Annotated in this window: 27 protein-coding genes and 1 tRNA gene; 17 read left to right on the top strand and 11 right to left on the bottom strand. The window is 69.2% G+C overall.

The window, feature by feature from the left end; all coding sequences use genetic code 11:
* Positions 1 to 54 precede the first annotated feature (54 nt).
* The 3 genes from ABZ796_RS22760 to ABZ796_RS22750 are packed head-to-tail and all read left to right on the top strand — an operon-like array spanning position 55 to position 1,869.
* Entirely contained in the window at positions 55 to 462 is a 408-nt protein-coding gene (locus tag ABZ796_RS22760) for a MaoC family dehydratase N-terminal domain-containing protein (protein ID WP_357340000.1), read from the top strand.
* The gene (locus tag ABZ796_RS22755; RefSeq protein WP_357339999.1) at positions 462 to 860 is read left to right on the top strand and encodes a MaoC/PaaZ C-terminal domain-containing protein; all 399 of its coding nucleotides are present in this window, start codon (positions 462 to 464) and stop codon (positions 858 to 860) included. Before ABZ796_RS22760 ends, ABZ796_RS22755 begins: the two co-directional genes overlap by 1 nt.
* On the top strand, positions 853 to 1,869 hold the full coding sequence (locus tag ABZ796_RS22750; RefSeq protein ID WP_357339997.1) for a UDP-N-acetylmuramate dehydrogenase: 1,017 nt from the start codon (positions 853 to 855) through the stop codon (positions 1,867 to 1,869). Before ABZ796_RS22755 ends, ABZ796_RS22750 begins: the two co-directional genes overlap by 8 nt.
* Here ABZ796_RS22750 and ABZ796_RS22745 read toward each other — a convergent pair.
* Positions 1,847 to 2,518, bottom strand: a complete 672-nt coding sequence (locus tag ABZ796_RS22745; protein ID WP_357339995.1) for a response regulator transcription factor — start codon at positions 2,516 to 2,518, stop codon at positions 1,847 to 1,849. The genes ABZ796_RS22750 and ABZ796_RS22745 overlap by 23 nt on opposite strands.
* A complete protein-coding gene (locus tag ABZ796_RS22740) occupies positions 2,515 to 3,624 on the bottom strand; it encodes a sensor histidine kinase (RefSeq protein WP_357339993.1) in 1,110 nt (369 codons plus the stop codon). The genes ABZ796_RS22745 and ABZ796_RS22740 overlap by 4 nt, the downstream gene beginning before the upstream one ends.
* A 171-nt stretch (positions 3,625 to 3,795) precedes the next feature.
* On the opposite strand from ABZ796_RS22740, the gene ABZ796_RS22735 reads away from it, so the two are divergent.
* Entirely contained in the window at positions 3,796 to 4,161 is a 366-nt protein-coding gene (locus ABZ796_RS22735) for a DUF6223 family protein (RefSeq protein WP_357339991.1), read from the top strand.
* 77 nt (positions 4,162 to 4,238) lie between these two features.
* On the opposite strand, the gene rlmC is transcribed toward ABZ796_RS22735, so the two are convergent.
* The 5 genes from rlmC to ABZ796_RS22710 are packed head-to-tail and all read right to left on the bottom strand — an operon-like array spanning position 4,239 to position 8,818.
* Positions 4,239 to 5,366, bottom strand: a complete 1,128-nt coding sequence (gene rlmC / locus ABZ796_RS22730) for a 23S rRNA (uracil(747)-C(5))-methyltransferase RlmC (protein WP_357339989.1) — start codon at positions 5,364 to 5,366, stop codon at positions 4,239 to 4,241.
* 3 nt (positions 5,367 to 5,369) lie between these two features.
* Positions 5,370 to 5,768, bottom strand: coding sequence for a DUF4190 domain-containing protein (locus tag ABZ796_RS22725; RefSeq protein ID WP_357339987.1), 399 nt, complete (start codon positions 5,766 to 5,768; stop codon positions 5,370 to 5,372).
* A gap of 3 nt (positions 5,769 to 5,771) precedes the next feature.
* Complete coding sequence (locus tag ABZ796_RS22720) at positions 5,772 to 6,458, bottom strand: DUF4190 domain-containing protein (protein ID WP_357339985.1); 687 nt, start codon at positions 6,456 to 6,458, stop codon at positions 5,772 to 5,774.
* Positions 6,459 to 6,473: 15 nt separating this feature from the next.
* A complete protein-coding gene (locus ABZ796_RS22715) occupies positions 6,474 to 7,523 on the bottom strand; it encodes an adenosine deaminase (protein WP_357339984.1) in 1,050 nt (349 codons plus the stop codon).
* Between the two features lie 11 nt (positions 7,524 to 7,534).
* Complete coding sequence (locus tag ABZ796_RS22710) at positions 7,535 to 8,818, bottom strand: aminotransferase class I/II-fold pyridoxal phosphate-dependent enzyme (protein WP_357339982.1); 1,284 nt, start codon at positions 8,816 to 8,818, stop codon at positions 7,535 to 7,537.
* A 129-nt stretch (positions 8,819 to 8,947) separates the two neighbouring features.
* Here ABZ796_RS22710 and ABZ796_RS22705 point away from each other — a divergent pair.
* The 3 genes from ABZ796_RS22705 to nusG all read left to right on the top strand — a co-directional run bounded on the left by ABZ796_RS22705 (position 8,948) and on the right by nusG (position 10,199).
* Positions 8,948 to 9,020: transfer RNA gene (locus ABZ796_RS22705), tRNA-Trp, on the top strand.
* A gap of 16 nt (positions 9,021 to 9,036) precedes the next feature.
* Positions 9,037 to 9,312 (top strand): preprotein translocase subunit SecE, encoded by a 276-nt coding sequence (gene secE, locus ABZ796_RS22700; protein WP_350663303.1) that lies wholly within the window; start codon positions 9,037 to 9,039, stop codon positions 9,310 to 9,312.
* A gap of 62 nt (positions 9,313 to 9,374) precedes the next feature.
* Complete coding sequence (gene nusG / locus ABZ796_RS22695; RefSeq protein ID WP_357339979.1) at positions 9,375 to 10,199, top strand: transcription termination/antitermination protein NusG; 825 nt, start codon at positions 9,375 to 9,377, stop codon at positions 10,197 to 10,199.
* 210 nt (positions 10,200 to 10,409) lie between these two features.
* Here nusG and ABZ796_RS22690 read toward each other — a convergent pair whose 3' ends face one another.
* Positions 10,410 to 11,582: a lytic transglycosylase domain-containing protein gene (locus ABZ796_RS22690; RefSeq protein WP_357340051.1), complete on the bottom strand. Its 1,173-nt coding sequence runs from the start codon at positions 11,580 to 11,582 to the stop codon at positions 10,410 to 10,412.
* 237 nt (positions 11,583 to 11,819) lie between these two features.
* On the opposite strand from ABZ796_RS22690, the gene rplK reads away from it, so the two are divergent.
* From rplK to ABZ796_RS22665, 5 genes are all read left to right on the top strand, one after another.
* The gene (rplK, locus tag ABZ796_RS22685) at positions 11,820 to 12,248 is read left to right on the top strand and encodes a 50S ribosomal protein L11 (protein ID WP_141802520.1); all 429 of its coding nucleotides are present in this window, start codon (positions 11,820 to 11,822) and stop codon (positions 12,246 to 12,248) included.
* 62 nt (positions 12,249 to 12,310) lie between these two features.
* A complete protein-coding gene (gene rplA / locus ABZ796_RS22680; RefSeq protein WP_357339977.1) occupies positions 12,311 to 13,027 on the top strand; it encodes a 50S ribosomal protein L1 in 717 nt (238 codons plus the stop codon).
* A 199-nt stretch (positions 13,028 to 13,226) separates the two neighbouring features.
* Positions 13,227 to 14,018, top strand: coding sequence for an ABC transporter substrate-binding protein (locus ABZ796_RS22675; protein WP_357339975.1), 792 nt, complete (start codon positions 13,227 to 13,229; stop codon positions 14,016 to 14,018).
* Positions 14,015 to 14,827 (top strand): amino acid ABC transporter permease, encoded by an 813-nt coding sequence (locus tag ABZ796_RS22670; RefSeq protein ID WP_357339973.1) that lies wholly within the window; start codon positions 14,015 to 14,017, stop codon positions 14,825 to 14,827. Before ABZ796_RS22675 ends, ABZ796_RS22670 begins: the two co-directional genes overlap by 4 nt.
* The gene (locus ABZ796_RS22665) at positions 14,827 to 15,594 is read left to right on the top strand and encodes an amino acid ABC transporter ATP-binding protein (protein WP_357339971.1); all 768 of its coding nucleotides are present in this window, start codon (positions 14,827 to 14,829) and stop codon (positions 15,592 to 15,594) included. The genes ABZ796_RS22670 and ABZ796_RS22665 overlap by 1 nt, the downstream gene beginning before the upstream one ends.
* Before the next feature lie 81 nt (positions 15,595 to 15,675).
* Here the strand turns inward: ABZ796_RS22665 and ABZ796_RS22660 are convergent, their stop codons facing one another.
* Entirely contained in the window at positions 15,676 to 16,851 is a 1,176-nt protein-coding gene (locus ABZ796_RS22660; RefSeq protein ID WP_357339969.1) for an MFS transporter, read from the bottom strand.
* A gap of 64 nt (positions 16,852 to 16,915) precedes the next feature.
* On the opposite strand from ABZ796_RS22660, the gene ABZ796_RS22655 reads away from it, so the two are divergent.
* Genes ABZ796_RS22655 through ABZ796_RS22645 form a run of 3 tightly spaced genes read left to right on the top strand, consistent with a single transcriptional unit; the run spans position 16,916 to position 19,078 of the window.
* Positions 16,916 to 17,455, top strand: coding sequence for a CGNR zinc finger domain-containing protein (locus tag ABZ796_RS22655; RefSeq protein ID WP_357339967.1), 540 nt, complete (start codon positions 16,916 to 16,918; stop codon positions 17,453 to 17,455).
* Positions 17,456 to 17,481: 26 nt separating this feature from the next.
* Positions 17,482 to 18,357, top strand: coding sequence for an aminoglycoside phosphotransferase family protein (locus ABZ796_RS22650; protein ID WP_357339965.1), 876 nt, complete (start codon positions 17,482 to 17,484; stop codon positions 18,355 to 18,357).
* Between the two features lie 10 nt (positions 18,358 to 18,367).
* Positions 18,368 to 19,078: a maleylpyruvate isomerase family mycothiol-dependent enzyme gene (locus tag ABZ796_RS22645; protein WP_357339964.1), complete on the top strand. Its 711-nt coding sequence runs from the start codon at positions 18,368 to 18,370 to the stop codon at positions 19,076 to 19,078.
* On the opposite strand, the gene ABZ796_RS22640 is transcribed toward ABZ796_RS22645, so the two are convergent.
* A complete protein-coding gene (locus tag ABZ796_RS22640; protein ID WP_357339962.1) occupies positions 19,058 to 20,287 on the bottom strand; it encodes an MFS transporter in 1,230 nt (409 codons plus the stop codon). The two genes, ABZ796_RS22645 and ABZ796_RS22640, sit on opposite strands and share 21 nt — an antisense overlap.
* 129 nt (positions 20,288 to 20,416) lie before the next feature.
* The gene (locus ABZ796_RS22635; protein ID WP_357339961.1) at positions 20,417 to 21,406 is read right to left on the bottom strand and encodes an aldo/keto reductase; all 990 of its coding nucleotides are present in this window, start codon (positions 21,404 to 21,406) and stop codon (positions 20,417 to 20,419) included.
* Between the two features lie 245 nt (positions 21,407 to 21,651).
* Here ABZ796_RS22635 and rplJ point away from each other — a divergent pair, with 245 nt between their 5' ends.
* Positions 21,652 to 22,233: a 50S ribosomal protein L10 gene (gene rplJ / locus ABZ796_RS22630; protein WP_357339960.1), complete on the top strand. Its 582-nt coding sequence runs from the start codon at positions 21,652 to 21,654 to the stop codon at positions 22,231 to 22,233.
* A 92-nt stretch (positions 22,234 to 22,325) separates the two neighbouring features.
* Positions 22,326 to 22,712 carry a 50S ribosomal protein L7/L12 gene (gene rplL / locus ABZ796_RS22625; RefSeq protein ID WP_357339959.1) on the top strand — a complete coding sequence of 129 codons (387 nt, stop codon included), beginning with the start codon at positions 22,326 to 22,328 and terminating at the stop codon, positions 22,710 to 22,712.
* Positions 22,713 to 23,202: the final 490 nt, after the last annotated feature.

Raw genomic sequence — 23,202 nt, 5'->3', positions numbered from 1 at the left:
GTGACGCCTCGGCCGACGTGGGTGACTTCTCGGCAGGCCACTAGAGTTGCCCGCATGGCAGTTGATGGGTCGCTCGTAGGGCGCGCGTTTCCTCCGACCAGGCCCTATCGGGTCACCGACGAGAAGGTGCGGGAGTTCGCTGCCGCCACCGGCGTGGGCTGGGAGAGCGGGGACCCGGTCCCGGCGACGTTCCCGATCGTGCTCGCCTTCGACGCGATGAACGCCTTCCTCGAAGACGTCGAGGTCGAGCTGTCGCGGATCGTGCACGGCGAGCAGAAGTTCTCGTACGCCCGGCCGATCGCGCCGGGAGACGTGCTGGTCGCGACCCTGAGCGTCGCCTCGCTGCGACAGATCGGCGGCAACGACATCATCGGTACGGTCTCGGAGATCACCGACGACTCCGGGGCGGTCGTGTGCACGACCTCGGCCACCCTGGTCCACCGAGCGGCGGAGGTCGCCTGATGACGCTCGAAGCAGGCGCCGAGCTGGCTCCGAAGACCTACCCCGTGACCCGGGCCTCGCTGGTGCGCTACGCCGGCGCGAGCGGCGACTTCAATCCGATCCACTGGTCCGACCGGATCGCCACCGCCGTCGGCCTCCCCGGCGTGATCGCCCACGGCATGTTCACCATGGCGCTGGTCGCCCGAGCGGTCTCGGAGTGGACCGACGGAGCCGAGGTCGTCGACTTCGGTGCCAAGTTCACCAACCCGGTCGTCGTGCCCGATGACGACGAGGGCACCTCGGTGACCGTCAGCGGCACCGTGAAGTCGGTCGAGGACGGGCTGGCGACGATCGCCCTGACGGTCGTCTCCGGCGACCAGAAGGTGCTCGGGATGCCGAAGGTGACCGTGCGTGCCTGAGCTGCTCTCCCGCTACACCACCTTCCATCTCGGCGGCCCCGCGGCGGAGTTCGTCACCGCGACCACGGAGGCGGAGATCATCGAGGCCGTGACCACGGCCGACACGGCCGGGACGGACGTGCTCGTCCTCGGCGGCGGCAGCAACCTCGTCGTCGCCGACGCCGGCTTCCCGGGCACAGTCGTCAAGCTGGCGACCACGGGCGTCGTGGCGGAGCCGGTCGAGGGTGGCGTACGCGTCGCGGTGGCTGCCGGCGAGACCTGGGACGACTTCGTGGCGACCGCCGTCGACAAGGGCTGGAGCGGCGTCGAGGCGCTCTCCGGCATCCCCGGCAGCGTGGGCGCGACCCCGATCCAGAACGTCGGGGCGTACGGGCAGGACGTCTCTCAGACCATCACCTCGGTCAAGGTGTTCGACCGCGAGCTTCGCGAGGTGCGGAGCTTCACCGCCGAGGAGTGCGGGTTCGGCTATCGGTGGTCGCGCTTCAAGGCTGTGCCCGGGCGCTACGTGGTCCTCGAGGTCACCTTCCGGCTCGGCACCGACGGTGAGACCGGCTCCCCGATCGCCTACGCCCAGCTCGCGGGCGCCCTCGGCGTCGAGCAGGGCACTCGGGTGCCGTCCAAGCAGATCCGCGAGGCCGTCCTGTCCCTGCGCCGCAGCAAGGGCATGGTCATCGACGAGGTCGACCACGACACCTGGTCGGCGGGCTCGTTCTTCACCAACCCCGTGGTCGCTCCCGAGGACGTGCCCGAGGGGGCGCCGGCCTACCCCCAGCCCGACGGCACGGTGAAGACCTCCGCGGCCTGGCTCATCGACCACGCCGGGTTCAAGAAGGGCCACGGCAACGACAGGGTCTCGCTCTCCACGAAGCACACCCTCGCCCTCACCAACCGTGGCGAAGGCACGACCGAGGACCTGCTCGCTCTGGCGAGAGAGGTGCGTGACGGGGTGGAGAAGGCGTACGGGATCATGCTCGTCAACGAGCCCGTCATGCTCGGCGTGGAGCTCTAGGAGAGACCAGCCCCGCCTCGTACGCCACGACGACGAGCTGCGCGCGGTCGCGCGCGTGCAGCTTGGTCATCGCGCGGTTGATGTGGGTCTTGGCGGTCAGCACGCTGATCACCATGGCCTCGGCGACCTGGTCGTTGGTCAGGCCCCGGGCGACCAGGGCGACCGCTTCGCGCTCGCGATTGGTGAGCTCGGCGAGCCCGCGGGGAGCGTCGGCAGGGGATGGCTGGCTGACGTAGTGGTCGATGAGCGCACGGGTCACCGACGGCGCCAGCAGCGCGTCGCCTCGCGCGGCGACCCGTACCGCGTGCACGAAGTCCTCCGGCTGGACGTCCTTCACGAGGAACCCGGCAGCGCCGGCGCGCAGGGCCTCGAGGACGTACTCGTCCATGCCGTAGTTGGTCAGGATCACCACGTGTACGTCACCCAGCGCCGGGTCGGCGGCGATCCGCCGGGTCGCCTCGAGCCCGTCGGCCACCGGCATCTGGATGTCGACCATCGCCACGTCGGGCAGGTGCCGGCGGGCGAGCGCCACCGCCTCGACGCCGTCGGCGGCCTCGGCGACCACCTCGATGTCCTCCTCGATGTCGAGAAGGGCCCGGAAGCCGCTGCGGATGAGCGGCTGGTCGTCGACCAGGAGCACCCGGATCACGACGTACGTTCCACGGGCAGCCGCGCCTCGACCATGAAACCGCCCTCCTCGCCGGGCTGGGCCCGCAGCTGGCCGCCGAGGGCGGAGACCCGCTCGCGCATCCCGAGCAGCCCGATGCCGGGCACGGTCGTCGCCGGGGCAGCGGTGCCGTTGTCCTCGACCCGGATCCCGAGGGAGTCGGGCCGATGGTCGATGTGGACCGACGCGGTGGTGGCCGCGGCGTGGCGGGTCACGTTGGTCAGCGCCTCCTGGACGATCCGGTAGGCCGTCCGGCCCACCGCGACCGGCACCGCGCCGGGCTGCCCGTCGACGGTCAGCGTGACGTGCAGCCCGGTGGACTCGGCGGACCCCACCAGGTCGCGTACGTCCTCGAGCCCCCGTGGCGGGTTCGGATCGTCGTCGCGCAGCGCCGTCAGCGTCGCGCGCAGCTCGCGGGCCGCCTCGCGTCCGGCCTCCCGGATCGCCAGCAGCGACTCGGGGACCTCCTCGCCGCGCCGCTGGGCCACGTGGACGGCGGCCTCGGACTGGACCTTGATGACCGAGATCTGGTGGGTGAGGGAGTCGTGCAGCTCACGGGCGATGTGGAGCCGCTCGTCGTCGGCGCGGCGCTGGGCCGCGGCCTCGCGGGTGCGCTCTGCCTCGTCGGCACGCCGCTCGGCCTGCCGGAGCGCCTCGCCGGCGGCGCCTGCCGCGATCAGCCAGGCGATCTCGAGGGCCCCGCGCGCCTGCTCGGAGGCCGCGCCGACGTCCCCCGTGGAGGCGTAGGCCACCAGGAACAGCCCGCTCTGCATCACCACCGCGGCGATCACCGTGACCAGCCGATGACCTTCCCGCACCGCGGCGTAGACCGCGACCAGGAACGCGATCACCGCGACGTCGAACCCAAGTGCCTGGAAGGCGAGTCCGCACGCCCCGCTGACCACCAGCACGGCGACGGGCGCCCGGCGACGGACCACCAGGACCAGAGCGCTTGCGACCAGCGCGGCGTAGCCGAGAACGACGTTGCCGGATCCGGGCTGACCACCGCTCAGCGCAGCGGCCACCTGGGCCACGGCCACACCAGCGGCGATGACCCAGTCCCCGACTGTGATCCGCCGCCTGGCCATGCGAGCAGGATATGCCCGCCGTGCCGCCCGCGAGTCCCACTGTCGGAGGACCTCCGGCTACCACGTACGCAGTAGCGGCGGCGCCGAAGAGTCCGCGCCGGCAGGACGACTCCGGCGGCCGCCGACGAGACGATCGAGTCATCCGGTCGACCTCGAACCAAGGAGTCCTCGATGTCCCTGAACGACCTGCTCATCAGCGCCGCCGAACCTGATGTCGGCGCGTACACACTGACCACCGCCCGGCTGTGGGCGACCCTCGCCGCGTTCGTCGGCCTGACCGGAGCGGTGGCCGGCGCAGCGGCGCTGACCCGTGCCGTACGCGGCGTCGGCAACCGTGGCCGCAACGGCGCTCTCGTGGCGCTCGGCTGCGGCGCGATCGCCCTGGTCATCGGCGTCGTCAACCTCCTCGTCGCCGACGGCGGGCCTGGCACCGGCAACGGCGTGGTCGGCGGTGGCATGGCGATCGTCCTCGGCCTCGCCGCCCTGGCCCTGGGCGCCCTCACCCTGACCCGATCGCGCCGAGTCGGCGCGAACTGACCGGATCCGCCGCCGAGTCGGCTCGTCATGACGAGCCGACTCGGCAGGATTTCATGTCAGTTCGAGCCGACTCGGCATCAGGCTCGTTGCAGGAGGACGAGCACCTCGTGGTGGTCGGTGTTGGGGAACATGTCGAGCAGTCGGGCGGAGACGGGACGCAGCGACGGCATGTCGCGCAGGTCGCGGGCGAGGGTGTCGACGTTGCAGGAGGAGTAGACGACGTGCTCGACCCCCGACCGCTCCAGCCAGCCGGCGAGCGCGGAACCGATCCCGCGACGCGGCGGGTTGACGATGACCAGGTCGGGGGCGGAGCCGGCCGAGAGGGCGTACGCCGCGGCATCCCCGGCCACCCAGCTGGTGCCCGGGAGCCCCAGCTCCGCGGCGGTCGAGGCGGCGGCTTCGACGGCCTGCTCGCTGGACTCGACACCGAGCACCTCCCGCCCGGGGGCGGCCACGTGCAGCCCGAAGCCGCCGACGCCGCAGTAGAGGTCCCACACCGACCTCGGCGACGCCGCGGAGACCAGGTCGCGGGCATGGCGGTAGAGCGCGGCCGCGACGTCGGTGTTGGTCTGGAAGAACGAGTGGGGTCGCAGCCGAAGGCCGATCCCGTTGACCTCCATCGTGAGCGCCTCGCGGGCGGTCAGGAAGATCTCCTCGGGGCCCTCGATGACGGCCTTGTGCTCCGGCTGGATGTTCGCCGATGCCACCGCAACCGGAAGCTCGTCCAACAGCGCCGGAAGATGCTTGCGCAGCCGCGCCAGCGCCTCGGTGGACCGGAGCACCCAGCGCACCATCAGCTCGCCCCCCGGAGCCTCGGTGACGATCACGTGCTTGAGCTCACCACGCCGCTCCGGCACCGAGTAGGGGGTCAGCCGCGCTGTCGAGACGAACCGGGACAGGACCGGCAGCGCGGCCTGCAGCCCCGGTGTGTGCAGCCCGCACGCGAGCAGGTCCACCCCGAGACCGTCGTGCGACAGGATCCCCAGCGTCGGTGCCTCCACCGAGCCGGCGACGACCATCTTCGCCTTGTTGCGGAAACCGGCCTCCGGGCTGGAGACCGGTTCCTCCCAACGTACGTCACCCAATCCTGAGGAATTGAGCACAGCGGCGACCCGCCGCTGCTTCTGCGCGAGCTGGTCGGCGTAGGCCATCTCCAGCCAGCGGCAGGAGCGGCAGGCGCCGGAGGTGAAGTAGCCGCAGTCCATCCGTCAGATTCGGCCGCTCAGCATCGCGTTGACGCTGTCGAACGTCGTGGTGCCGGTCTCCTCGGAGACCACGACGAGCATCACGATGACGAAGATGACGTAGGCGACCCAGAAGAGCAGGTAGAGCGCCCCGAAGATCGTTCCGATGAGGCCGGTGATGAAACCGGCCTGAGCGTTGCCGCGCCCGCCGTAGGCCTGCGGATTGGCGTCGATCTCGGCCATCACCCGCTTGCCCTTGATCCATCCGAACGGTGCGACGAAGACGCCGATCCCGCCGCACATGACCGAGAGGCACAGTCCGACGATCCCGAAGACCATCGCCGAGTTGGCCTCGGGGTGCGGAGGAGGCTGCGGGAACCCGTAGGGCGCCGGCTGATAGCCCGGCGGCGGCGTGCTCGTCATCGCTCAGAACTCGCTGTCGTACGAGTCGTAGCCGCTGTCATAGCCTGAGTCGAACCCGCCGCTGACCCCGATGATGACGATGATGACGATGGCGAGGATGCTCAGGATCATCAGGACGGTGCCGATGATGCCGAGGATGAAGCCGGCCTGCGCGTTGCCACGGCCGGTCAGGGCGCCGGCGGCAGCATCGATCCGCTTCTTCGCGGACAGACCCATGAACAGGGCGAAGGGGGAGAGCACGATCGGGAGGCCGCAGAAGAACCCACCCGCGAGCCCGATGATGCCTAGCACCATCGCCGTGGTCGCGCCCGAGTCCGGCTTGCCCACCTGAGCCGAGTACGCAGCCGGAGCGCCGTAGGGCGCCTGGCCGTAGCCCGGCTGATTGCCGTAGCTCGGCTGACCACCGTAGGCCGGCGGCGGAGGCGTCTGTCCGTAGCCAGGCGTCGGCGGCGCCGGCGGCTTCTGGTCGAAGGTCGCGCCACCGTAGGGGTTGGACGGCTGCTCACCGTAGGTCTGGCCGTACATCGGCTGGGTCGGCGCAGGCGGCGTCGAGGCAGGCGGAGTCGAGGCAGGCGGAGTCGCCACCTGGGTCTCGTCGCTCTGGGCCGGCTCGGACGGGGCCGGCGGAGGCGGGGTGGAGGCGTCGGCCGGCTTGTTGGGATCGGGCTGATCGTCGGACGGGTTCGTCATGGCCGACATTCTGTCTTAACTTGCCGGATCCGTGGGGTGCGAGGGCGTGCTCAGCCAGTCGTCGACCTCGGCGAGCAGACCCTTCTTCGTCGATTCGGGCGCGGTCGAGGCGGTGATCGACATCCGCGCCAGGTCGGCGAGGGTCTCGTCGGTGAGCTCGTGGGCCGCCCGCATCGTGGCGTACTGCGCCGCCAGCCGGGACCCGAACAGCAGCGGGTCATCGGCCCCCAGCGCCACGGTCGCACCCGCGTCGAGCAGCTGCGGCAGCGGCACCGACGTCAGATCCGAGTAGACGCCGAGCGACACGTTGGAGGTCGGGCAGACCTCCAGCGCGACGCCCGCCCGCACGATCTCCTCGAGCAGCGCCGGATCCTCGGCAGCGCGTACGCCGTGACCCAGCCGGGTCGCGTGCAGCGACCGCAGCACGGTGCGGATGTGCTCGGGCCCGCGCAGCTCACCGCCGTGCGGCATCAGCCGCAGACCGGCCCGCTCGGCGATCCGGAAGGCGTGGTCGAACTCCTCGGTCCGTCCGCGCCGCTCGTCGTTGGAGAGCCCGAAGCCGACCACACCCTGGTCGACGTACTGTCCTGCCAGGCGCGCCAGCGTGCGCGCGTCCATCGGGTGCCGGGTGCGGTTGGAGGCGATGATCACCGCGATCCCGAGCCCGGTCTCCCGCTCCGCGTCGCGGACGGCGTCCAGGACCAGATCCGTGAACGCGGTGATCCCGCCGAACTTCGCCGCATAGCCCGAGGGGTCGACCTGGATCTCGAGCCACCTGCCGCCGTCGCGTACGTCGTCCTCGGCGACCTCCATGACGAGCCGCCGGATGTCCGCCTCGGTGCGCAGCACCGAGCGCGCCACGTCGTAGAGGCGCTGGAACCTGAACCAGCCCTTCTCGTCGGCCGCGCTCAGCGTCGGCGGCCAGTCGGCGACCAGCTGCTCGGGCAGCCGGATCCCGTCGCGGGCGGCCAGCTCGAGCAGCGTCTCGTGGCGCATCGCACCCGTGAAGTGCAGGTGCAGATGCGCCTTCGGCAGCGTACGTAGGTCGCGTCGGTCGGCACTCATATGCTCAACATTCACGCGAGCAGCTTCTCCGCGGCGGCCAGCTTCACGCACACCGTGACGACCTCCATGGCCCCGCTGACCTGCTCCAACGGCGGGAAGGACGGCGCCAGCCGGATGTTGGTGTCCTCCGGGTCGTGCTTCCCGGGGAACGCCGAACCGGCCGGGGTCAGCGCGACGCCGGCAGCCTTGGCCAGCTCGATCACCCGGGTCGCGGTGCCCGGGAGCACGTCGAGGCTGACGAAGTAGCCACCGGCGGGCTTGGTCCAGGTCGCCACCCCGAGCGCACCGAGCTCGTCGGTGAGCGCGTCCTCGACGGCCGCGAACCGCGGCGCGAGCAGCTCGCGGTGCTTGGCCATGTGCTCACGTACGCCGGCGGCCGACCCGAAGAACTCCGCGTGCCGCAGGTGGTTGACTTTGTCGGGGCCGATCGCGCCGCTGCTGAGGTGGTCGAGCCACCAGGCGACGTTCTCCTTCGAGCCGCCGAAGAAGCCGACGCCGGCACCGGCGTAGGTGACCTTGGAGGTCGAGGCGAAGACCAGCGGACGGTGCGGGTTGCCGGCCGCGTTGGCCAGCGAGACGATGTCGGCGGTCTTGGTCTCGGCCGGGGTCAGGTGGTGCAGCGCGTAGGCGTTGTCCCAGAAGATCTTGAAGTCGGGAGCCGCGGTCGGCATCGAGGTGAGCCGCTCGGCGATCTCCTGCGAGGTGGTGTCACCGGTCGGGTTGGCGTAGGTCGGGACCAGCCACATGCCCTTGATCGTCGGGTCGTCCTTGACCAGGGCGGCGACGGCGTCGGCATCGGGCCCGTCGGCGCGCATCGGCACGGTCAGCATCTCGATGCCGAACCACTCCAGGAGCGTGAAGTGACGGTCGTAGCCCGGCACCGGGCAGATGAACCTCACGGTCTCCTCGCGGCCCCAGGGGCGCTCGCTGTCGACGCCACCGTGAAGCCACAGGTACATCAGCGTGTCGCGCATCATCGTGAGGCTCGAGTTGCCGCCGGCGATGAGCTGGTCGGTGTCCAGGCCGAGGAGCTCGGCGTAGATATCGCGGATCTCGATGCCGCCCGCCAGGCCACCGTAGTTGCGCGTGTCGGTGCCGTCCGGGGCGGTCGTCGTCTTGGGGAGATGGAGCAGGCCGTCGGAGAGGTTGAGCTGGTCCGCGGAGGGCTTGCCCCGGGTCAGGTCCAGCTTCAGGCCCTTGGCCACCAAGTTGTCGTACGCCGTGCGCTGCTCCGTTGCGAACGCTTCGAGTTCCTCGCGCGAGAGCTCGGCGAGGGGACGGGGATCTGAGGTCATGCCAGCAATCCTATGGGTCAACGCACCCCGGTTTTGGAGGGGCCATTGCCCAGTGCGTAGACTCACCGTTGGTGGTCTTCCCACATGGTTAGCCGCGCCCTCAACCGCGCGTCTGATGCAGACCTCCGTAGGGCACTAGCTCAACTGGCAGAGCATCGGTCTCCAAAACCGAAGGTTGGGGGTTCAAGTCCCTCGTGCCCTGCAAAGCCGGACCAGCGATGGAAACGTTTTCGAGAGAAGGTGGCGGCGTGACGGACAGCAAGGCAGTCCCGACTCCGAACGACAAGAAGACGGAGAAGCGCACCAGTCTCCCGACGTTCTACCGCCAGGTCGTGGCCGAGCTCCGCAAGGTCGTCTGGCCGACGCAGCAGCAGCTCACGACGTACTTCATCGTGGTTCTGGTCTTCGTCCTGGTCATGATGGCGATCACCGCGGGCCTTGACCTCGGGTTCGGCAAGTTGATGTTCTGGGTGTTCGGCGGCCGCGACGCGTGATCGCGTGGGCCCCGGCCCGCGGAGCACACCCGAAATACACATTCAACGGTTTGGAGCAGGACGTGTCTGAGCAGGACTACACCGAGGAGACCGAGGTCCTCGAGACGGCCGAGGCCGCCTCCGACGTGCCTGCAGAGGCCGAGTTCGACGAGGCCGGCGAGTCCGGTGACACCGACGACGCCAGCGACGCAGCCGAGGACGAGTCGTCCTTCGACGAGATCGTCGAGGGCGAGGCCCCCGAGGCCGCGGACGACGACCCGCTCGAGGCGTTCCGCCGTGAGCTGTGGGCGAAGCCGGGCGACTGGTTCGTGATCCACACCTACTCCGGCATGGAGAACCGGGTGAAGTCCAACCTGGAGAACCGCATCGTCTCCCTCAACATGGAGGACTACATCCACGAGATCGTGGTCCCCACCGAGGAGGTCCCGGAGATCAAGAACGGCCAGCGCAAGATGGTCAAGCGCACCGTTCTCCCGGGTTACGTGCTGGTCCGGATGGACCTCACCGACGAGTCCTGGGCCGCCGTACGCCACACCCCGTCGGTCACCGGTTTCGTCGGCCACAGCCACCAGCCGGTGCCGCTGTCGATGACCGAGGTCGAGAACATGCTCGCCCCCGCCGTCGTCGCCCAGGCCGAGGCCGAGGCTGCCGCCGCCGGTGAGGCCGCGACCGCCAGCTCCGGCGCCACCGGCACCGCCAAGAAGCCCGTCGAGGTCGTCGACTTCGCCGAGGGCGACTCGGTCACCGTCGTCGACGGCCCCTTCGCCACCCTCCACGCGACCATCACCGAGCTCAACGCCGAGTCCCAGCGCGTCAAGGCGCTCGTCGAGATCTTCGGCCGCGAGACCCCCGTCGAGCTCTCGTTCAACCAGATCGAGAAGGTCTGAGCCTGTGACCTGCGACGAAGTCGCAGGTCACAACGCGAAGAGGTCGAGCGAGCGTCACCGCTGAGCTTGCGAAGCGGTGTAAGCGGGTCGAGGCAGCCAGAGAAGCCACATCACAACGAACGCCCGGGTGTACTAGACCCGGGCGTTCGGCGATTTTCGTACCCTGCCGAGTCGGCTCGTCATAACGCGCCGACTCGGCGTGGGTGACGTCTACGGCAGCGACTTGATCAGCCACTCGACGTACCCGGTGATGTCGGTGACGACTCCGGGGACGGCCGCGTTGGCCTGGGTGACGGTCTTGCCGAGCAGCCGGATGCTGCAGGAGTCGACGGCACGGTTGGTGTCCCAGCCGGCGGCGAGATCGGGGAACCGGGAGGACAGCTCGGCGGCACAGATGCCGCGACGTTCGGAGATCGTGGCCCAGCTGCCGTCGTCGGTGGGCGTAGGGCTGGGGCTGGGGGCCGTCGACGGGCTCGAGCTCGGTTTCGCCGAGGGCTTGGTCCCGGCGCTCGGCTTCGGTGCGGTGGAGTGGTGCTTCTTCTCCGCGGGCTTCTTGTCGGCCCTCTTCGTCGCGTTCGGCCCCGGGCGACCGGAGTTCGGCTCGGCGTGCGCAGGTGCGGCGGCGAGCTCGATGTCGTCACCGCCGTAGGGGCTGTCGGCGTAGCCCTTGGCGATCTTCAAGACGGTGGAGACGTACGCCTCGCTGCGGTTGTAGCGGGTGAGCGCGGCCTGCTTCCCGGCATCGGTGGAGACGTCCTCGTCGCCGGAGCAGAGGTAGAGGGCGGCAGCGAGGGCGGCGTCGTCGATGTCCTGCGGGTCGCGTACGCCGTCGCCATCGCCGTCGACAGCCACCAACGGCCACGTCGAGGGGATGAACTGCATCGGTCCGACCGCTCGGTCGCCGCTGGTGAGCTTGTCGACGGCGCCGGCATCGGTGTCGGGCGCGGGGTCGCCGGCGGCGGTGGTCAGCGCGGGGCCGTAGATGGCGGGGGACGCCTTGCCCGAGTCGTCGAGACGGCTGCTCTTCAGACGCCCGTGGTCGGACTCGACCATCCCGACGGCGGCGAGCAGCGTCCAGTCGAGGGCACAGGCCCGATCGGCGGTGGTGACGACGGCGGCGGCACGCTGGTAGGCGGCCAGTGCCGGCATCGGGATGTCGCTTCCCTGCGCCATCGCGACGGCGATCGTGCCGGTTCGGGCGCCCTTGCGGGCGCCTTGCGCGGGCGCGGGCTCGGTGACGCTCGCGGGCTGGTCGATCACCGACGTCACCAGGGTCTCGCCGCCGGGCAGCGTCACGGGTTCGACCGGATCGAAGCCGGTGCCGGTGGCGGCGGCGGTCCACCCGGCCGAGAGCGCGGCCAGCGGCACCAGTGCGGCGAACATGGACAAGCGACGTCGATTGAACAATTGAGCTCCCTTTGTAAATCCCGGGGGGAGTATGCCAAGGGGAGTGGTGGCCGTCACTCGGGGGGTCCCGCTCAGTGGTCCGCACCGCGCTGATTTCGTGAACCCGGACGGATCACGGACAATTGACCAGTTGCGAGAGCAACACAGCAGGTGGCAGAGGCCGCAACGTACCAGCGGCTTCGTCATGACCACGAGAAGGAAGAGATCTCAAGAATGCCTCCGAAGAAGAAGATCGCAGCGCTCGTCAAGGTGCAGCTGCAGGCTGGTGCCGCGACCCCGGCCCCGCCGGTCGGTACCGCGCTCGGCCCGCACGGCGTCAACATCATGGAGTTCTGCAAGGCGTACAACGCCCAGACCGAAGCCATGCGCGGCAACGTGATCCCCGTCGAGATCACCATCTACGAGGACCGCAGCTTCACCTTCATCACCAAGACCCCGCCGGCCGCTGAGCTGATCAAGAAGGCCGCCGGCCTGAAGAAGGGCTCGTCCGTCCCGCACAAGGACAAGGTCGGCAAGCTGACCAAGGACCAGGTGCGCGAGATCGCGACGACCAAGCTTCCTGACCTCAACGCGGAAGACATCGACGCCGCGATGAAGATCGTCGAGGGCACCGCCCGTTCCATGGGCGTCACCACCGACTGATACGTGGGAGAGCCGCGCTGGCTCGCTAACCACATCTCCTCTTAACTACCTAAGGAATCACCATGCAGCGCAGCAAGACCTACCGCGCGGCGTCGGAGGCGTTCGACAAGAACGAGCTCTACGCCCCGCTGGCCGCGATCAAGATCGCCAAGTCCACCAGCAAGAAGAAGTTCGACGAGACCGTTGACGTCGTCATGCGTCTCGGCGTCGACCCCCGCAAGGCCGACCAGATGGTGCGCGGCACCGTCAGCCTGCCCCACGGCACCGGTAAGACGATGCGCGTCATCGTCTTCGCCGCTGCTCCGGACAAGGCCGAGGCCGCTCGCGAGGCCGGCGCGGACGTCGTCGGTGGCGACGACCTCATCGAGAAGGTCTCCGGTGGCTGGCTCGACTTCGACGCCGTCGTCGCGACCCCCGACATGATGGGCAAGGTCGGCCGCCTCGGCCGCGTGCTCGGCCCCCGTGGCCTCATGCCGAACCCGAAGACCGGCACCGTCACCCCGGACCCGGCCAAGGCCGTGACCGACATCAAGGGCGGCAAGATCGACTTCCGGGTCGACCGTCACGCCAACCTTCACTTCATCATCGGCAAGGCCTCCTTCTCCGAGGCCCAGCTCGCTGAGAACTACGCCGCTGCTCTCGAGGAGGTGCTTCGTCTGAAGCCGTCCTCCTCCAAGGGCCGCTACCTGAAGAAGGTCACCCTCTCGACCACCATGGGCCCCGGTGTCCAGGTCGACCCCAACCGCATCAAGAACGTCGCGGGTGAGGACGAGGCCTGAGCCTGCGACCCTGTGAGGAACGAACAGGGTCGCAACGCGAGGGGATCGAGCGAGCGCAGCGGCTGAGCTTGCGAAGCCGCGAAGCGGGTCGAGATCCACGTCGCAGGGCGCAGTCCCCTGATCCTCCTGTCGCATCGATGGCCCGCCACCCCGAGGGGTGGCGGGCCATTGTCGTATAAAGCGTCGTAGAGTTCGGCGCATGAATCTGCGGAAGCTTGCTGCTGCCCTGACCGTTCCTGCCCTGGGGCTGGCGCTCGCCGCCTGCGGTGGCGGCGACGAAGGTGGCACCTCGACATCGGGTGCGAAGCTGGTCAAGGCCGACACCCTGACCATCTGCACGCACCTTCCCTACAAGCCGTTCGAGTTCAATGAGGGCGGCGAGGTCGTCGGCTTCGACATCGACGTGCTCAAGGTCGCGGCCGACGCGGAGAAGCTCGAGACCGAGGTCGTGAACATCGGTTGGGAGACCATCGTCTCGGGTGAGGCGCTCAACTCCGGCAAGTGTGACGTCGCCGCAGGCGCGATGACGATCAACGAGGAGCGCGAGAAGGTCATGGACTTCACCGAGCCCTACTTCGAGGCGACCCAGGCCCTGATGACGAAGAAGGGCTCCGGTTACGCCTCGCTTGAGGACCTGGCTGGCAAGACCGTCGCTGTCCAGGAGGCGACTACCGGAGCCGAGTATGTCAAGCAGAACGCTCCCAAGGACGCCAAGATCATCACCCTCGAGGACTCCGCGCTGATGATGCAGGCGGTCAAGTCCGGCAAGGCCGACGCAGGCGTCAACGACAACGGATTGCTCTACGACTTCGTCAAGGACAACCCTGATGTCGAGGTGACCAGTGAATTTCAAACTGGCGATGCGTACGGCTTCTCGGTCAAGAAGAACGGCAACGACAAGCTCCTCGACGTGCTCAACAAGGCCATCAACGACAAGGCCGCCTACGACGAGGTCTACAAGAAGTGGTTCGGGGAGGCTGCCGCCCAGTGACGGGCACGGCCGTAGTTCCCAAGAAGCGGATGTCGCCGCGCAAGCGCGCGGCGCTCGTCCGCTACGTCCAGTACGCCCTCCTCCTGCTGCTGGTCGTGGTCCTGGCCCTGATCGCGGACTGGGGTGAGATCCGGCGCGCGTTCCTCGACCTGGACATCGCGCGGGCACAGCTCCCCGATGTCATCGTGATCGCCCTCAAGAACACGATCATCTACACCGCCTGCGGCTTCGCCTTCGGGCTCGCGCTCGGCCTGGTGCTGGCGCTGATGCGGCTCTCGAGCGTCGGTCCCTACCGGTGGATCTCCACCGGCATCATCGAGCTCTTCCGTGGGCTGCCGGCGCTGGTGGTCTTCCTGGTGCTCGGCCTCGGCCTGCCGTTGGCCTTCGGACTGAACCTCGGCAACCTGGTTACGGTGACGCTGGCGCTCGGTCTGGTCGGTGGCGCCTACATGGCGGAGACGATCCGGGCGGGCATCCAGGCGGTGCCGAAGGGGCAGTACGAAGCGGCACGCACGCTTGGTATGACCCACACCCGGGCGATGGTCACCATCGTGATCCCGCAGGCGTTCCGGATCATCCTGCCGCCGCTGACCAACGAGCTGATCCTGCTCACCAAGGACTCCTCGCTGGTCTACATCCTGGGGTTGTCGCTGGACGAGTACGAGCTCACCGCCTTCGGTCGCGAGGCGATGAACGCCAACGCCAACCTGACCCCGATGGTCACGATCGCGCTGTGCTACCTGCTGATCACGGTGCCGCTCTCGATCGTCGTACGCCGCATGGAAGCCAAGTCCGGGAAGGCCCGCTGATGACCCAGACCGAGACGACACCGGCTGCCGACCGCGGCGCGGCGGTAATCGACGTACAGAACCTGCACAAGTACTTCGGCGACAACGAGGTGCTCAAGGGCATCGACTTCCACATCGGCCGGGGCGAGGTGGTCTGCGTGGTCGGGCCCTCCGGGTCCGGGAAGTCGACGTTGCTGCGCTGCGTGAACCTCCTCGAGCAGCCGACCAGCGGCACGATCCTGGTCGAGGGCGAGGAGATCACGGATCCGGACGCCGACGTGGATGCGCTGCGGGCACGGATCGGGATGGTCTTCCAGCAGTTCAACCTGTTCCCGCACATGACCGCGCTGCGCAACCTGACGGTCGCTCAGGAGAAGGTGCTCAAGCGCGGCCGGGCCGAGGCCACGAAGATCGCCCGGGCCAACCTGGAGAAGGTCGGGCTCTCGGACAAGGCCGACGCCTACCCTGCCCACCTCTCCGGCGGCCAGCAGCAGCGCGTCGCCATCGCGCGGGCGCTGTCGATGAACCCCGACATGATGCTCTTCGACGAGCCCACCTCCGCGCTCGACCCCGAGCTCGTCGGCGACGTCCTGGCCGTCATGAAGGACCTGGCTGCCGAGGGTATGACCATGATGGTGGTGACCCACGAGATGGGCTTCGCCCGCGAGGTCGCCGACAAGGTCGTCTTCATGGACGGCGGCGTGATCGTCGAGGAGGGCCTCCCGGCCGACGTCCTCAGCAACCCCCAGCACGAGCGCACCCAGGCATTCCTCTCCCGGGTGCTCTGAGGCACGGATGCTCACCGAGTTACCTCGGTCCGCCTGCGCTTCCCTCGTGGAACTCCGCGAAGGAAGCAGGCGCTGACCGAGTTACCTCGGTGAGCAGACGGCCTCGACCGGCGAGGTGACGACCGCGAGGCCGAGGCAGAGCCCCGCACCTGCTAACCAGACCGTCGGTGTGCCGAGCGACATCAGCCCGGTAGCGAGCATCGGCCCGATGGTCTGCGCGATCCCCCAACAGGTCCCGTACGCCGCCAGGTAGCCCGCCCGCGAGCCGTCCGTGGCCGCCAGGCCGGCTACGAGCGCGATCGGTGGGCCAAGCAGAAGCACCTCGCCGAGGGCCACGATCGCCGAGCCGACCGCGAGCAGCGGCATCGGTGCTGCGTACGCGATGACGGCGAAGCCGACAGCCATCAGGACCAGTCCTGCGCGGATGAGCGTGAAGGGCCGGGCGGCGGCGCCACGGAGCAGACGCTGGCCGGCGATCGTGACCAGCGCCGCGACCACGAGCAGCCAGCCGGTGGCCGCGGCGTCGTGCCCGCGGGCGGAGACGGTGAGCGGGAGAGCGATCGTGCTCAGGATCCAGGCGGTGGCGAATCCGGTGCCGAGCGCGAGCATCGTCAGGAGCCGGCGGTCCCGCCAGGGGCTCGGCCCGGACCGCGGTGGACGCCCACGCCGCGTCGTGGTGTCAGGCACGAGTGCGAGGACGAGAACCGCGGCGCACAGACACGTGATCGCGTCGGCGACGAAGAGCAGGCGCAGGTCGATGCCGCCCACGAGGGCGGCCAGTGCTCCTGCCGCCACGCCGACGACAGCCATCGCTGCGCCGAAGAGTCCGTACGCCTGCGGCCGTCGCTCGACCTCCACCGACTCCGCGATCAGCGCCTGGGAGGCGGGCTCGTAGATCTCGTACGCCAGCCCGAGCAGCGTCGCGCCGACCAGCGCACCGACGATCCCGGGGGATGCGGCGATGGCCAGCTGGGCGACAGCGCAGGCGAGGAGTCCTGCGACGATGGTCGGCCGGCGGCCCACCGTGTCGGCCATCCATCCGCCGAGCAGCCGCGAGGGGATGGTGGCGACACCGAAGGCTGTCACGACGGCACCGGCCGTGGCGAGGGAGGCGCCATGCACCTCGACCAGCGCGACCGCCAGGAAGGCCATGGCGAAGGAACCCAGCCGGTTGACCGCTCGGGCGATGACCAGCACGACGAGGGATCGCGGCCACCGTGTACCTCGGTGACTGGTCAATGGTTGAATGACGGTCATGGCTGAGACGGTAGGACCCGAAGTCATGACTGGTCAAATACATTTCGACAGTCACGTGCATACGGTGACCGAGCAGGCCTGCAAGCTCGTCAACGCCCTGACCCCCGGGCATGACGGCACCCACTCGGTGCAGCCGCCTCCCTCCGGCCGGCGTGCGCAGGTCGTGAGTGACCTGCTGGCACGCCCCGACTACCAGCCCCAGGTCGAGGAAGCCGATGCCGACGGGATGGTCGTGCTCGCCGAGTCCCTCCGCGTCGTGTTCGAGGCAGCGGCCGGCGGCGACCTCGACACCGCCGCCACCGCGGTCAACGCGCTCATGCGCGAGATGGGCTCGGTCCCGCAGCTCGACCGGGCCCGCGGGGGAGGTTGGGCCCTGCACTTCCACGGACGCGACCCCGGCCTCGTCGTCGGCTGGGGCGCGGGAATCGCCGCCGGCCTCGCGCTCGCGATCGGCTCCGACCTGGCCGGCCGCCTCGGCGTCTGCCAGGCGGACCCGTGCGACCGCGTCTTCGTCGACACCTCCAAGAACGCTGGCCGCCGCTTCTGCTCCACCCGCTGCCAGAGCCGAGTGAAGGCGGCCGCCCATCGCGCCCGCCAGAAGTAGCTCGGGACGTTCTCTAGAGTTGCCGCGTGCGAACCGATCCCGGGGTTGACTGCTCTGCCGCGCTCGAGTGGGTCGAGGAGGTGCTGGGGGAGCGGGTCGCCGAGGTGCGACGCCTCTCTGGTGGCTGGACCTCGACCATGCTGGCGCTCACGGCGGGCGAGCACGACCCGGTGGTGCTCCGGCTGATGACCAACGAGCCGTGGCGTACGCACGGCGAGCCGCTGACCACGCGGGAGAGCGAGATCCAGCGGATGCTCGCGACCACGGAAGTGCCGGCGCCCCGATCGCTCGCGCTCGACGCCAACGGTGAGCGCTGCGGGCACCCTGCCCATCTGATGACGCTGCTCCCGGGCGCGATCGAGCCACAACGCGACGATGATGCTTCGCTCGCGCGGCTCGCGGAGCTGCTCGCGAGCATCCACGCGATCGAGCCGACGATCGACGTACGCAGCTACCAGTCGTGGGCCTGGGAGGCGAAGTTCGTCGTCCCTGCCTGGGCGAGCGACAAAGGTCTATGGGAGGACGCGTTCGCACTGTTGCGCACCGAGCCCCCGGCGTACGACCCCTGCTTCATCCATCGCGACTTCCAGCCGCGCAACGTGCTGTGGGACGGCGGGGAGATCACGGGTGTCGTCGACTGGGTGGAGACGTCGATCGGCCCCGCCTGGCTGGACGTGGCGCACTGCGCGACCAATCTGGCCATCGTGCACGGCACGGAGACGGCGGACCGGTTCGCCGATGCGTACGCCGGGACGACCGGCCGCCCGGCACAGCCCTACTTCGACGTGATGGACGTCGTCGGCTTCCTCCCGCCTCCCGGCAGGCAGTCGTTCCTGACCGACCGGGCCGAGCTCGTCCGCCTGGAGGAGAGACTCGCGGCGGTGCTGCCGCGCTGCCAGTAGGGTCTGCGACGTGCCGACCCCTGAGGAATACTTCGTGACGCTCGGTGTGCTGCAGGCCGAGTTCGTGGCCGCGCTGAAGCAGGCCGACCCGGACGTGCCGGTTCCGTCCTGCGATGACTGGTCGATCGGCGATCTGGCCGATCACCTGGCCGGGGTGCACCACTGGGCGGCGGCGATGGCGCGCGACGAGGACGAGGATCCGCTGCCGGTTCCGTTGGACCTGGTCGCGGCCTACGAGGAGCAGGCGGCCGAGCTGCGCGAGACGCTCTCGGCGCTGGGTCCGGAGGCGACCGGCCGGATCCTCAACGGGCTGACCGAGGACGGCTGTGGTCCGGTCTCGTTCTGGTTCCGGCGTCAGGTGCACGAGACCCTCGTCCACCTCTGGGACATCCGGGCTGCGCTCGGTCTCGCCGCACCCGAGGCGACGCCGGAGCTCTGGGCCGACACGGTCGACGAGGTGCTGACCGTGATGTACCCGCGGCAGGTCGCCCTGAAGCGCACGCGAAAGGTCGTCACCCGCATCGAGCTGACCGCGACCGACATCGACCGGTCCTGGGCGATCGGCGCTCCGAACGCGGTGCAGAAGGTGTCCGTCACCGGGTTCGCTCGTGACCTGGCACTGCTGCTCTGGGGGCGTACGTCGCCCCGGTTCGCCGAGCTGACCGTCATCGGTGACGAGGCGGCCCTGGCCGAGGCACTCTCACGTGCGCTCGTCCCGTAGCCGAGCCTGTAGCCGAGCCTCTAGCCGGGTACGGTCCGCGCGGCCGGTCCAGTAGCCGACCCAGACCGCCCCGGCGAGCGAGAAGAGCCCGAGCGCGACGGGGGCAGCGGCGATCGAGAAGAGCGCGGCGAGCCCCGAGACCAGGAGGGGTCCGCCGGTGTTGCCGAGGTCGCCGCACAGCCGCCAGCCGCCGAGGAACTGGGCGCGTCCGTCCTCAGGCGCGGCATCGGCGCCCAGCGTCATCACGATCCCCGAACCGAGGCCGTTGCCGATGGCGATCAGCGCCATCACCGCGCCCAGGCTGAGCGCGTCGTGGGTGAGCGGGAGCAGCAGGCAGCCGAGGCCGACGGCGACCACGACCGGGATCGCCACGACCTGACGCCCGCGGTGGTCGAGCAGCCAGCCGCCGGGGAGGGTGAGGGCGATGTCGACCAGAGCCGCCCCGGCGAAGAGCAGGGAGACCACCGAGGCCTCGAGGTGGATGTGGTCGGCCCAGAGCGGGAGCAGCCCGGTGCGTACCGAACGCGAGATCCCGATGATCACCACCGCCACCCCGAGCGTGGCGAAGGTCCGGCGGTGGGTCCACAGCACGCTGCGTACGCTCAGATGCCCCTGCTCACGCGAGCGGGTTCGGCCGAGCTCGGGCATCCAGCCGCCGATCACCGCCGAGCACAGCGACATCGCGGCCGCGAACAGGAAGACCACGGGGAGGCCGAAGAGGTGGATGAGCCCGGCGCCGATCAGCGGCCCCACGAAGACCCCGAGCCGGAACGACCCGCCCAGCAGCGACATCGCCCGTGCCCGGTGGGAGAGCGGGGTCGCGTCGATGAGGAAGCCCTGCCGCGCGATCAGGAACGCCGTCCAGCTCATCCCGCTCACGAACACGGCGATGGCGAGCACGGCGACCGAACTGCTGAGGAACGCCACGGTCATCGCGACCGCGTCGAGAGCTCCGGCGCCCATGAGCGTCCGACGTTCACCGATCCGCGCCACCAGCGACCCGGCGGGCAACGAGGTCGCCAGCGACCCGATCCCGAGCAGCGCGACCACGAAGGCAGCCATGGAAGCATCCGCCCCGAGATCGGAGGCCCGAAGCGCCAGGACCGGCATCGACGCACCGTGCCCCATGGCGCTGACGATCGAGGGCGCGTACGCCACCAGGGCGATGTCTCGGAACCGGAACTCCTCCGTGGTCGTCTCCGTCGTCACCCCTTTACTCTGCCTGATTCGTTACCGAGGCTCACTATTTGAACGCCGGTCGAGCCGTCACCCCCGTCGGCCGAAACGGCACCGCCGTGCCCATTCGGCCGACGCGGGTGACGCCTCGGCGGGGGATCGTCACCAGCGGGAGTGGACGGCCTCGCGGAAGTGGGTGTCGTAGATCCGGCGTACGCCGGAGAGCAGCTCGTCGGAGAGCGGCGGGAGCGAGCCGGCGGCGGAGTTGGCGTGGGCCTGGGACGGGTTGCGGGCGCCGGGGATGACGGTGGTGACGCCGGGCTGCTGGGCCACCCAGGCGAGGGCGACCTGCGCGGGCGTCGCGCCCTGGGGGCCGTGCTCGGCGACCAGGGCGGCGAACTCCTGTGCGGCCCTGACCCCGGTGGCGAAGTCGACACCGGAGAACGTCTCGCCGACGTCGAAGGCCTCACCGTGGCGGTTGTAGGAGCGGTGGTCGTCGGCGGCGAAGGTCGTCGACTCCGAGTAGCGCCCGGACAGCAGCCCGGAGGCCAGCGGCACCCGCGCGATGATCCCGACGCCGGCCTCCGCGGCAGCCGGAAGCACGAGATCCAGCGGCTTGAGCCGGAACGCGTTCAGGATGATCTGGACCGAGGCCACGTTGGGACGCGCGATGGCGGAGAGCGCCTGGTCACACGTCTCCACACTGACGCCGTACGCCGCGATGACCCCCTCGGAGACCAGCGTGTCCAGGGCGTCATAGGTGGCCGAGGAGTCGATCGTCTCCGACGGCGGGCAGTGCAGCTGGACCAGGTCGATCGTGTCGACCCCGAGGTTGGTGCGCGAGCGGTCCAGCCACTCGCGGAAGGCGGCGAGCGTGTAGTTCGAGGGCACCTGCTCGACCCGGCGTCCCATCTTCGTCGCGACGAAGATGCCGTCCTGCGACCGCAGGAACCGTCCGATCACCTGCTCGCTCCGGCCGTCCCCGTAGACGTCGGCGGTGTCGAGGAAGGTCACCCCGTCGCCCACCGCGGCCTCGAGCACCGCCAGGGCGTCCGACTCGCTGACCTCGCCCCAGTCGGCGCCGAGCTGCCAGGTGCCGAGACCGATGACCGACGCCGAGCGACCGATCCTTCCGAAGCTGTGGCTGTCCATGCGGCCAACGTACTGGAGCCCGCCGATTTGGCGGCGCCCCGCGGCGTACGCATAATTGTTCTTCGAAACCAGAGACCGCCGGTTGTCAGGTGCGCATGCACTCGATCGAAGGTTCCGCAGGATGCGGACGGCCAGCGTAGGTGAAGAGCAAGACGAGATCGTACGTCACGCCCTGAGCCTGCGCTCGGGGCGTTTGTCATGCAGGGCCCTCGCCGGTGGGATCGATTCCCGGAAGAAGGAGACCCATGGCGCGGGCTGACAAGCAGGCTGCCGTTACCGAGATCGCTGACGAGTTCAGCGCCTCGAGCGGTGTCGTGCTGACCGAGTACCGTGGTCTCACCGTCGGCGAGCTGAAGACTCTTCGTCGCTCGCTTGGTGAGAGCGCTAACTACGCCGTGGTCAAGAACACGCTGGCCAAGATCGCTGCCTCTCAGAGCGGCATCGAAGGCTTCGATGACCTGCTGACCGGCCCGACCGCGATCGCCTTCATCAAGGGTGACGTCGTCGAGGCGGCCAAGGGTCTGCGTGACTTTGCCAAGGCCAACCCCAACCTTGTCATCAAGGGCGGGTACCTCGACGGCAAGGCCATCGACGCTGCTGAGGTTGGCAAGCTTGCCGACCTCGAGTCGCGCGAGGTCCTGCTCGCCAAGCTTGCGGGCGCGTTCACCGCGTCGCTGTCGCAGGCGCTGTACGCCTTCAACGCTCTGCCCTCGAAGACCGCGCAGCTCGCTGCCGCTCTCGAGGCCAAGGCCGCGGAGGACCCCTCGATCCTCGCAGGTGGTGCCGCTGAGCCGGCTGCCGCCGAGGAGGCTCCGGCCGAGGCCTGATGGTCCCGGTCGTAACTAACCACCACCTGTAACCCGGTTCGCTGCGTACTCAACCAACAACGCAACGGGCCACCACGAAAGGAAATGCCATCATGGCGAAGCTCTCCACCGACGAGCTGCTCGACGCTTTCAAGGAGCTCACCCTCATCGAGCTCTCCGAGTTCGTCAAGGCCTTCGAGGACACCTTCGGTGTCACCGCTGCCGCTCCGGTCGCCGTTGCCGCTGCCGGCGCCCCGGGTGCCCCGGCCGCCGCCGCCGAGGAGGCCAAGGACGAGTTCGACGTCATCCTCGAGTCCGCTGGTGACAAGAAGATCAACGTCATCAAGGAGGTGCGCGCTCTGACCTCCCTCGGTCTGAAGGAGGCCAAGGAGCTCGTCGAGGGCGCCCCCAAGGCTGTCCTCGAGGCCGCCAACAAGGAGACCGCTGACAAGGCGAAGGAGGCCCTCGAGGCCGCCGGCGCCACGGTCACCGTCAAGTGATCTGAGGGCTTCGGCCCTTGAACCCGGGCTCGGCGGACTCCGCCGGGCCCGGGTTTCTCTACATCGTGGATACAGTTCCGCAACAGATCGGTCAGGCTGCAGCGCAGCACTGGGATCGTTCGAACGGTGGGTGGCTACTCCTGAGTAGCCACCCACCGTTTGTTTCGTTATCTTGAACACACACCGGGCGCGAAAGGTCGCAATCCGACCGTCGATGTGTTGGCTGGGGGAGTTCGTCTCGGGTGGTGATCACCGTCATCGTTCGCAGGCCACTATGGTTTACAAAAGTGTGACGCGTGTCGCAGGAAGTGCGTAACCCCCGTCACACTCTGCCGTTAGTCGGGCAGTAGGGGACTTGAGGGAGACCCCCGCGAACAGGAAGGGAGCCGGCCCGGATGGGTGTAGACGTAAAGATCGAAGGGCTGACCAAGAGTTTTGGTAAGCAGCTCATCTGGAGAGATGTCACGCTGACGCTGCCTGCGGGTGAGAT

The sequence above is a fragment of the Nocardioides sp. NPDC047086 genome (genome assembly GCF_040643685.1).
In the GTDB taxonomy this organism is placed as follows: domain Bacteria; phylum Actinomycetota; class Actinomycetes; order Propionibacteriales; family Nocardioidaceae; genus Nocardioides.
This window is presented reverse-complemented; position numbering and strand designations above follow the sequence as displayed.

Bases quoted from the DNA above. Each gene is read 5' to 3' on its own strand.
- rplA (WP_357339977.1), top strand. From the start codon at position 12,311: ATGCAGCGCAGCAAGACCTACCGCGCGGCGTCGGAGGCGTTCGACAAG.
- ABZ796_RS22735 (WP_357339991.1), top strand. From the start codon at position 3,796: ATGTCCCTGAACGACCTGCTCATCAGCGCCGCCGAACCTGATGTCGGC.
- secE (WP_350663303.1), top strand. From the start codon at position 9,037: ATGGAAACGTTTTCGAGAGAAGGTGGCGGCGTGACGGACAGCAAGGCA.
- ABZ796_RS22635 (WP_357339961.1), bottom strand. From the start codon at position 21,406: ATGGACAGCCACAGCTTCGGAAGGATCGGTCGCTCGGCGTCGGTCATC.
- ABZ796_RS22720 (WP_357339985.1), bottom strand. From the start codon at position 6,458: ATGACGAACCCGTCCGACGATCAGCCCGATCCCAACAAGCCGGCCGAC.
- rplK (WP_141802520.1), top strand. From the start codon at position 11,820: ATGCCTCCGAAGAAGAAGATCGCAGCGCTCGTCAAGGTGCAGCTGCAG.
- ABZ796_RS22660 (WP_357339969.1), bottom strand. From the start codon at position 16,851: ATGACCGTCATTCAACCATTGACCAGTCACCGAGGTACACGGTGGCCG.
- ABZ796_RS22715 (WP_357339984.1), bottom strand. From the start codon at position 7,523: ATGAGTGCCGACCGACGCGACCTACGTACGCTGCCGAAGGCGCATCTG.
- rlmC (WP_357339989.1), bottom strand. From the start codon at position 5,366: ATGGACTGCGGCTACTTCACCTCCGGCGCCTGCCGCTCCTGCCGCTGG.
- ABZ796_RS22665 (WP_357339971.1), top strand. From the start codon at position 14,827: ATGACCCAGACCGAGACGACACCGGCTGCCGACCGCGGCGCGGCGGTA.
- ABZ796_RS22725 (WP_357339987.1), bottom strand. From the start codon at position 5,768: ATGACGAGCACGCCGCCGCCGGGCTATCAGCCGGCGCCCTACGGGTTC.
- ABZ796_RS22755 (WP_357339999.1), top strand. From the start codon at position 462: ATGACGCTCGAAGCAGGCGCCGAGCTGGCTCCGAAGACCTACCCCGTG.
- rplJ (WP_357339960.1), top strand. From the start codon at position 21,652: ATGGCGCGGGCTGACAAGCAGGCTGCCGTTACCGAGATCGCTGACGAG.
- ABZ796_RS22710 (WP_357339982.1), bottom strand. From the start codon at position 8,818: ATGACCTCAGATCCCCGTCCCCTCGCCGAGCTCTCGCGCGAGGAACTC.
- ABZ796_RS22760 (WP_357340000.1), top strand. From the start codon at position 55: ATGGCAGTTGATGGGTCGCTCGTAGGGCGCGCGTTTCCTCCGACCAGG.
- ABZ796_RS22675 (WP_357339975.1), top strand. From the start codon at position 13,227: ATGAATCTGCGGAAGCTTGCTGCTGCCCTGACCGTTCCTGCCCTGGGG.
- ABZ796_RS22740 (WP_357339993.1), bottom strand. From the start codon at position 3,624: ATGGCCAGGCGGCGGATCACAGTCGGGGACTGGGTCATCGCCGCTGGT.
- rplL (WP_357339959.1), top strand. From the start codon at position 22,326: ATGGCGAAGCTCTCCACCGACGAGCTGCTCGACGCTTTCAAGGAGCTC.
- ABZ796_RS22690 (WP_357340051.1), bottom strand. From the start codon at position 11,582: ATGTTCGCCGCACTGGTGCCGCTGGCCGCGCTCTCGGCCGGGTGGACC.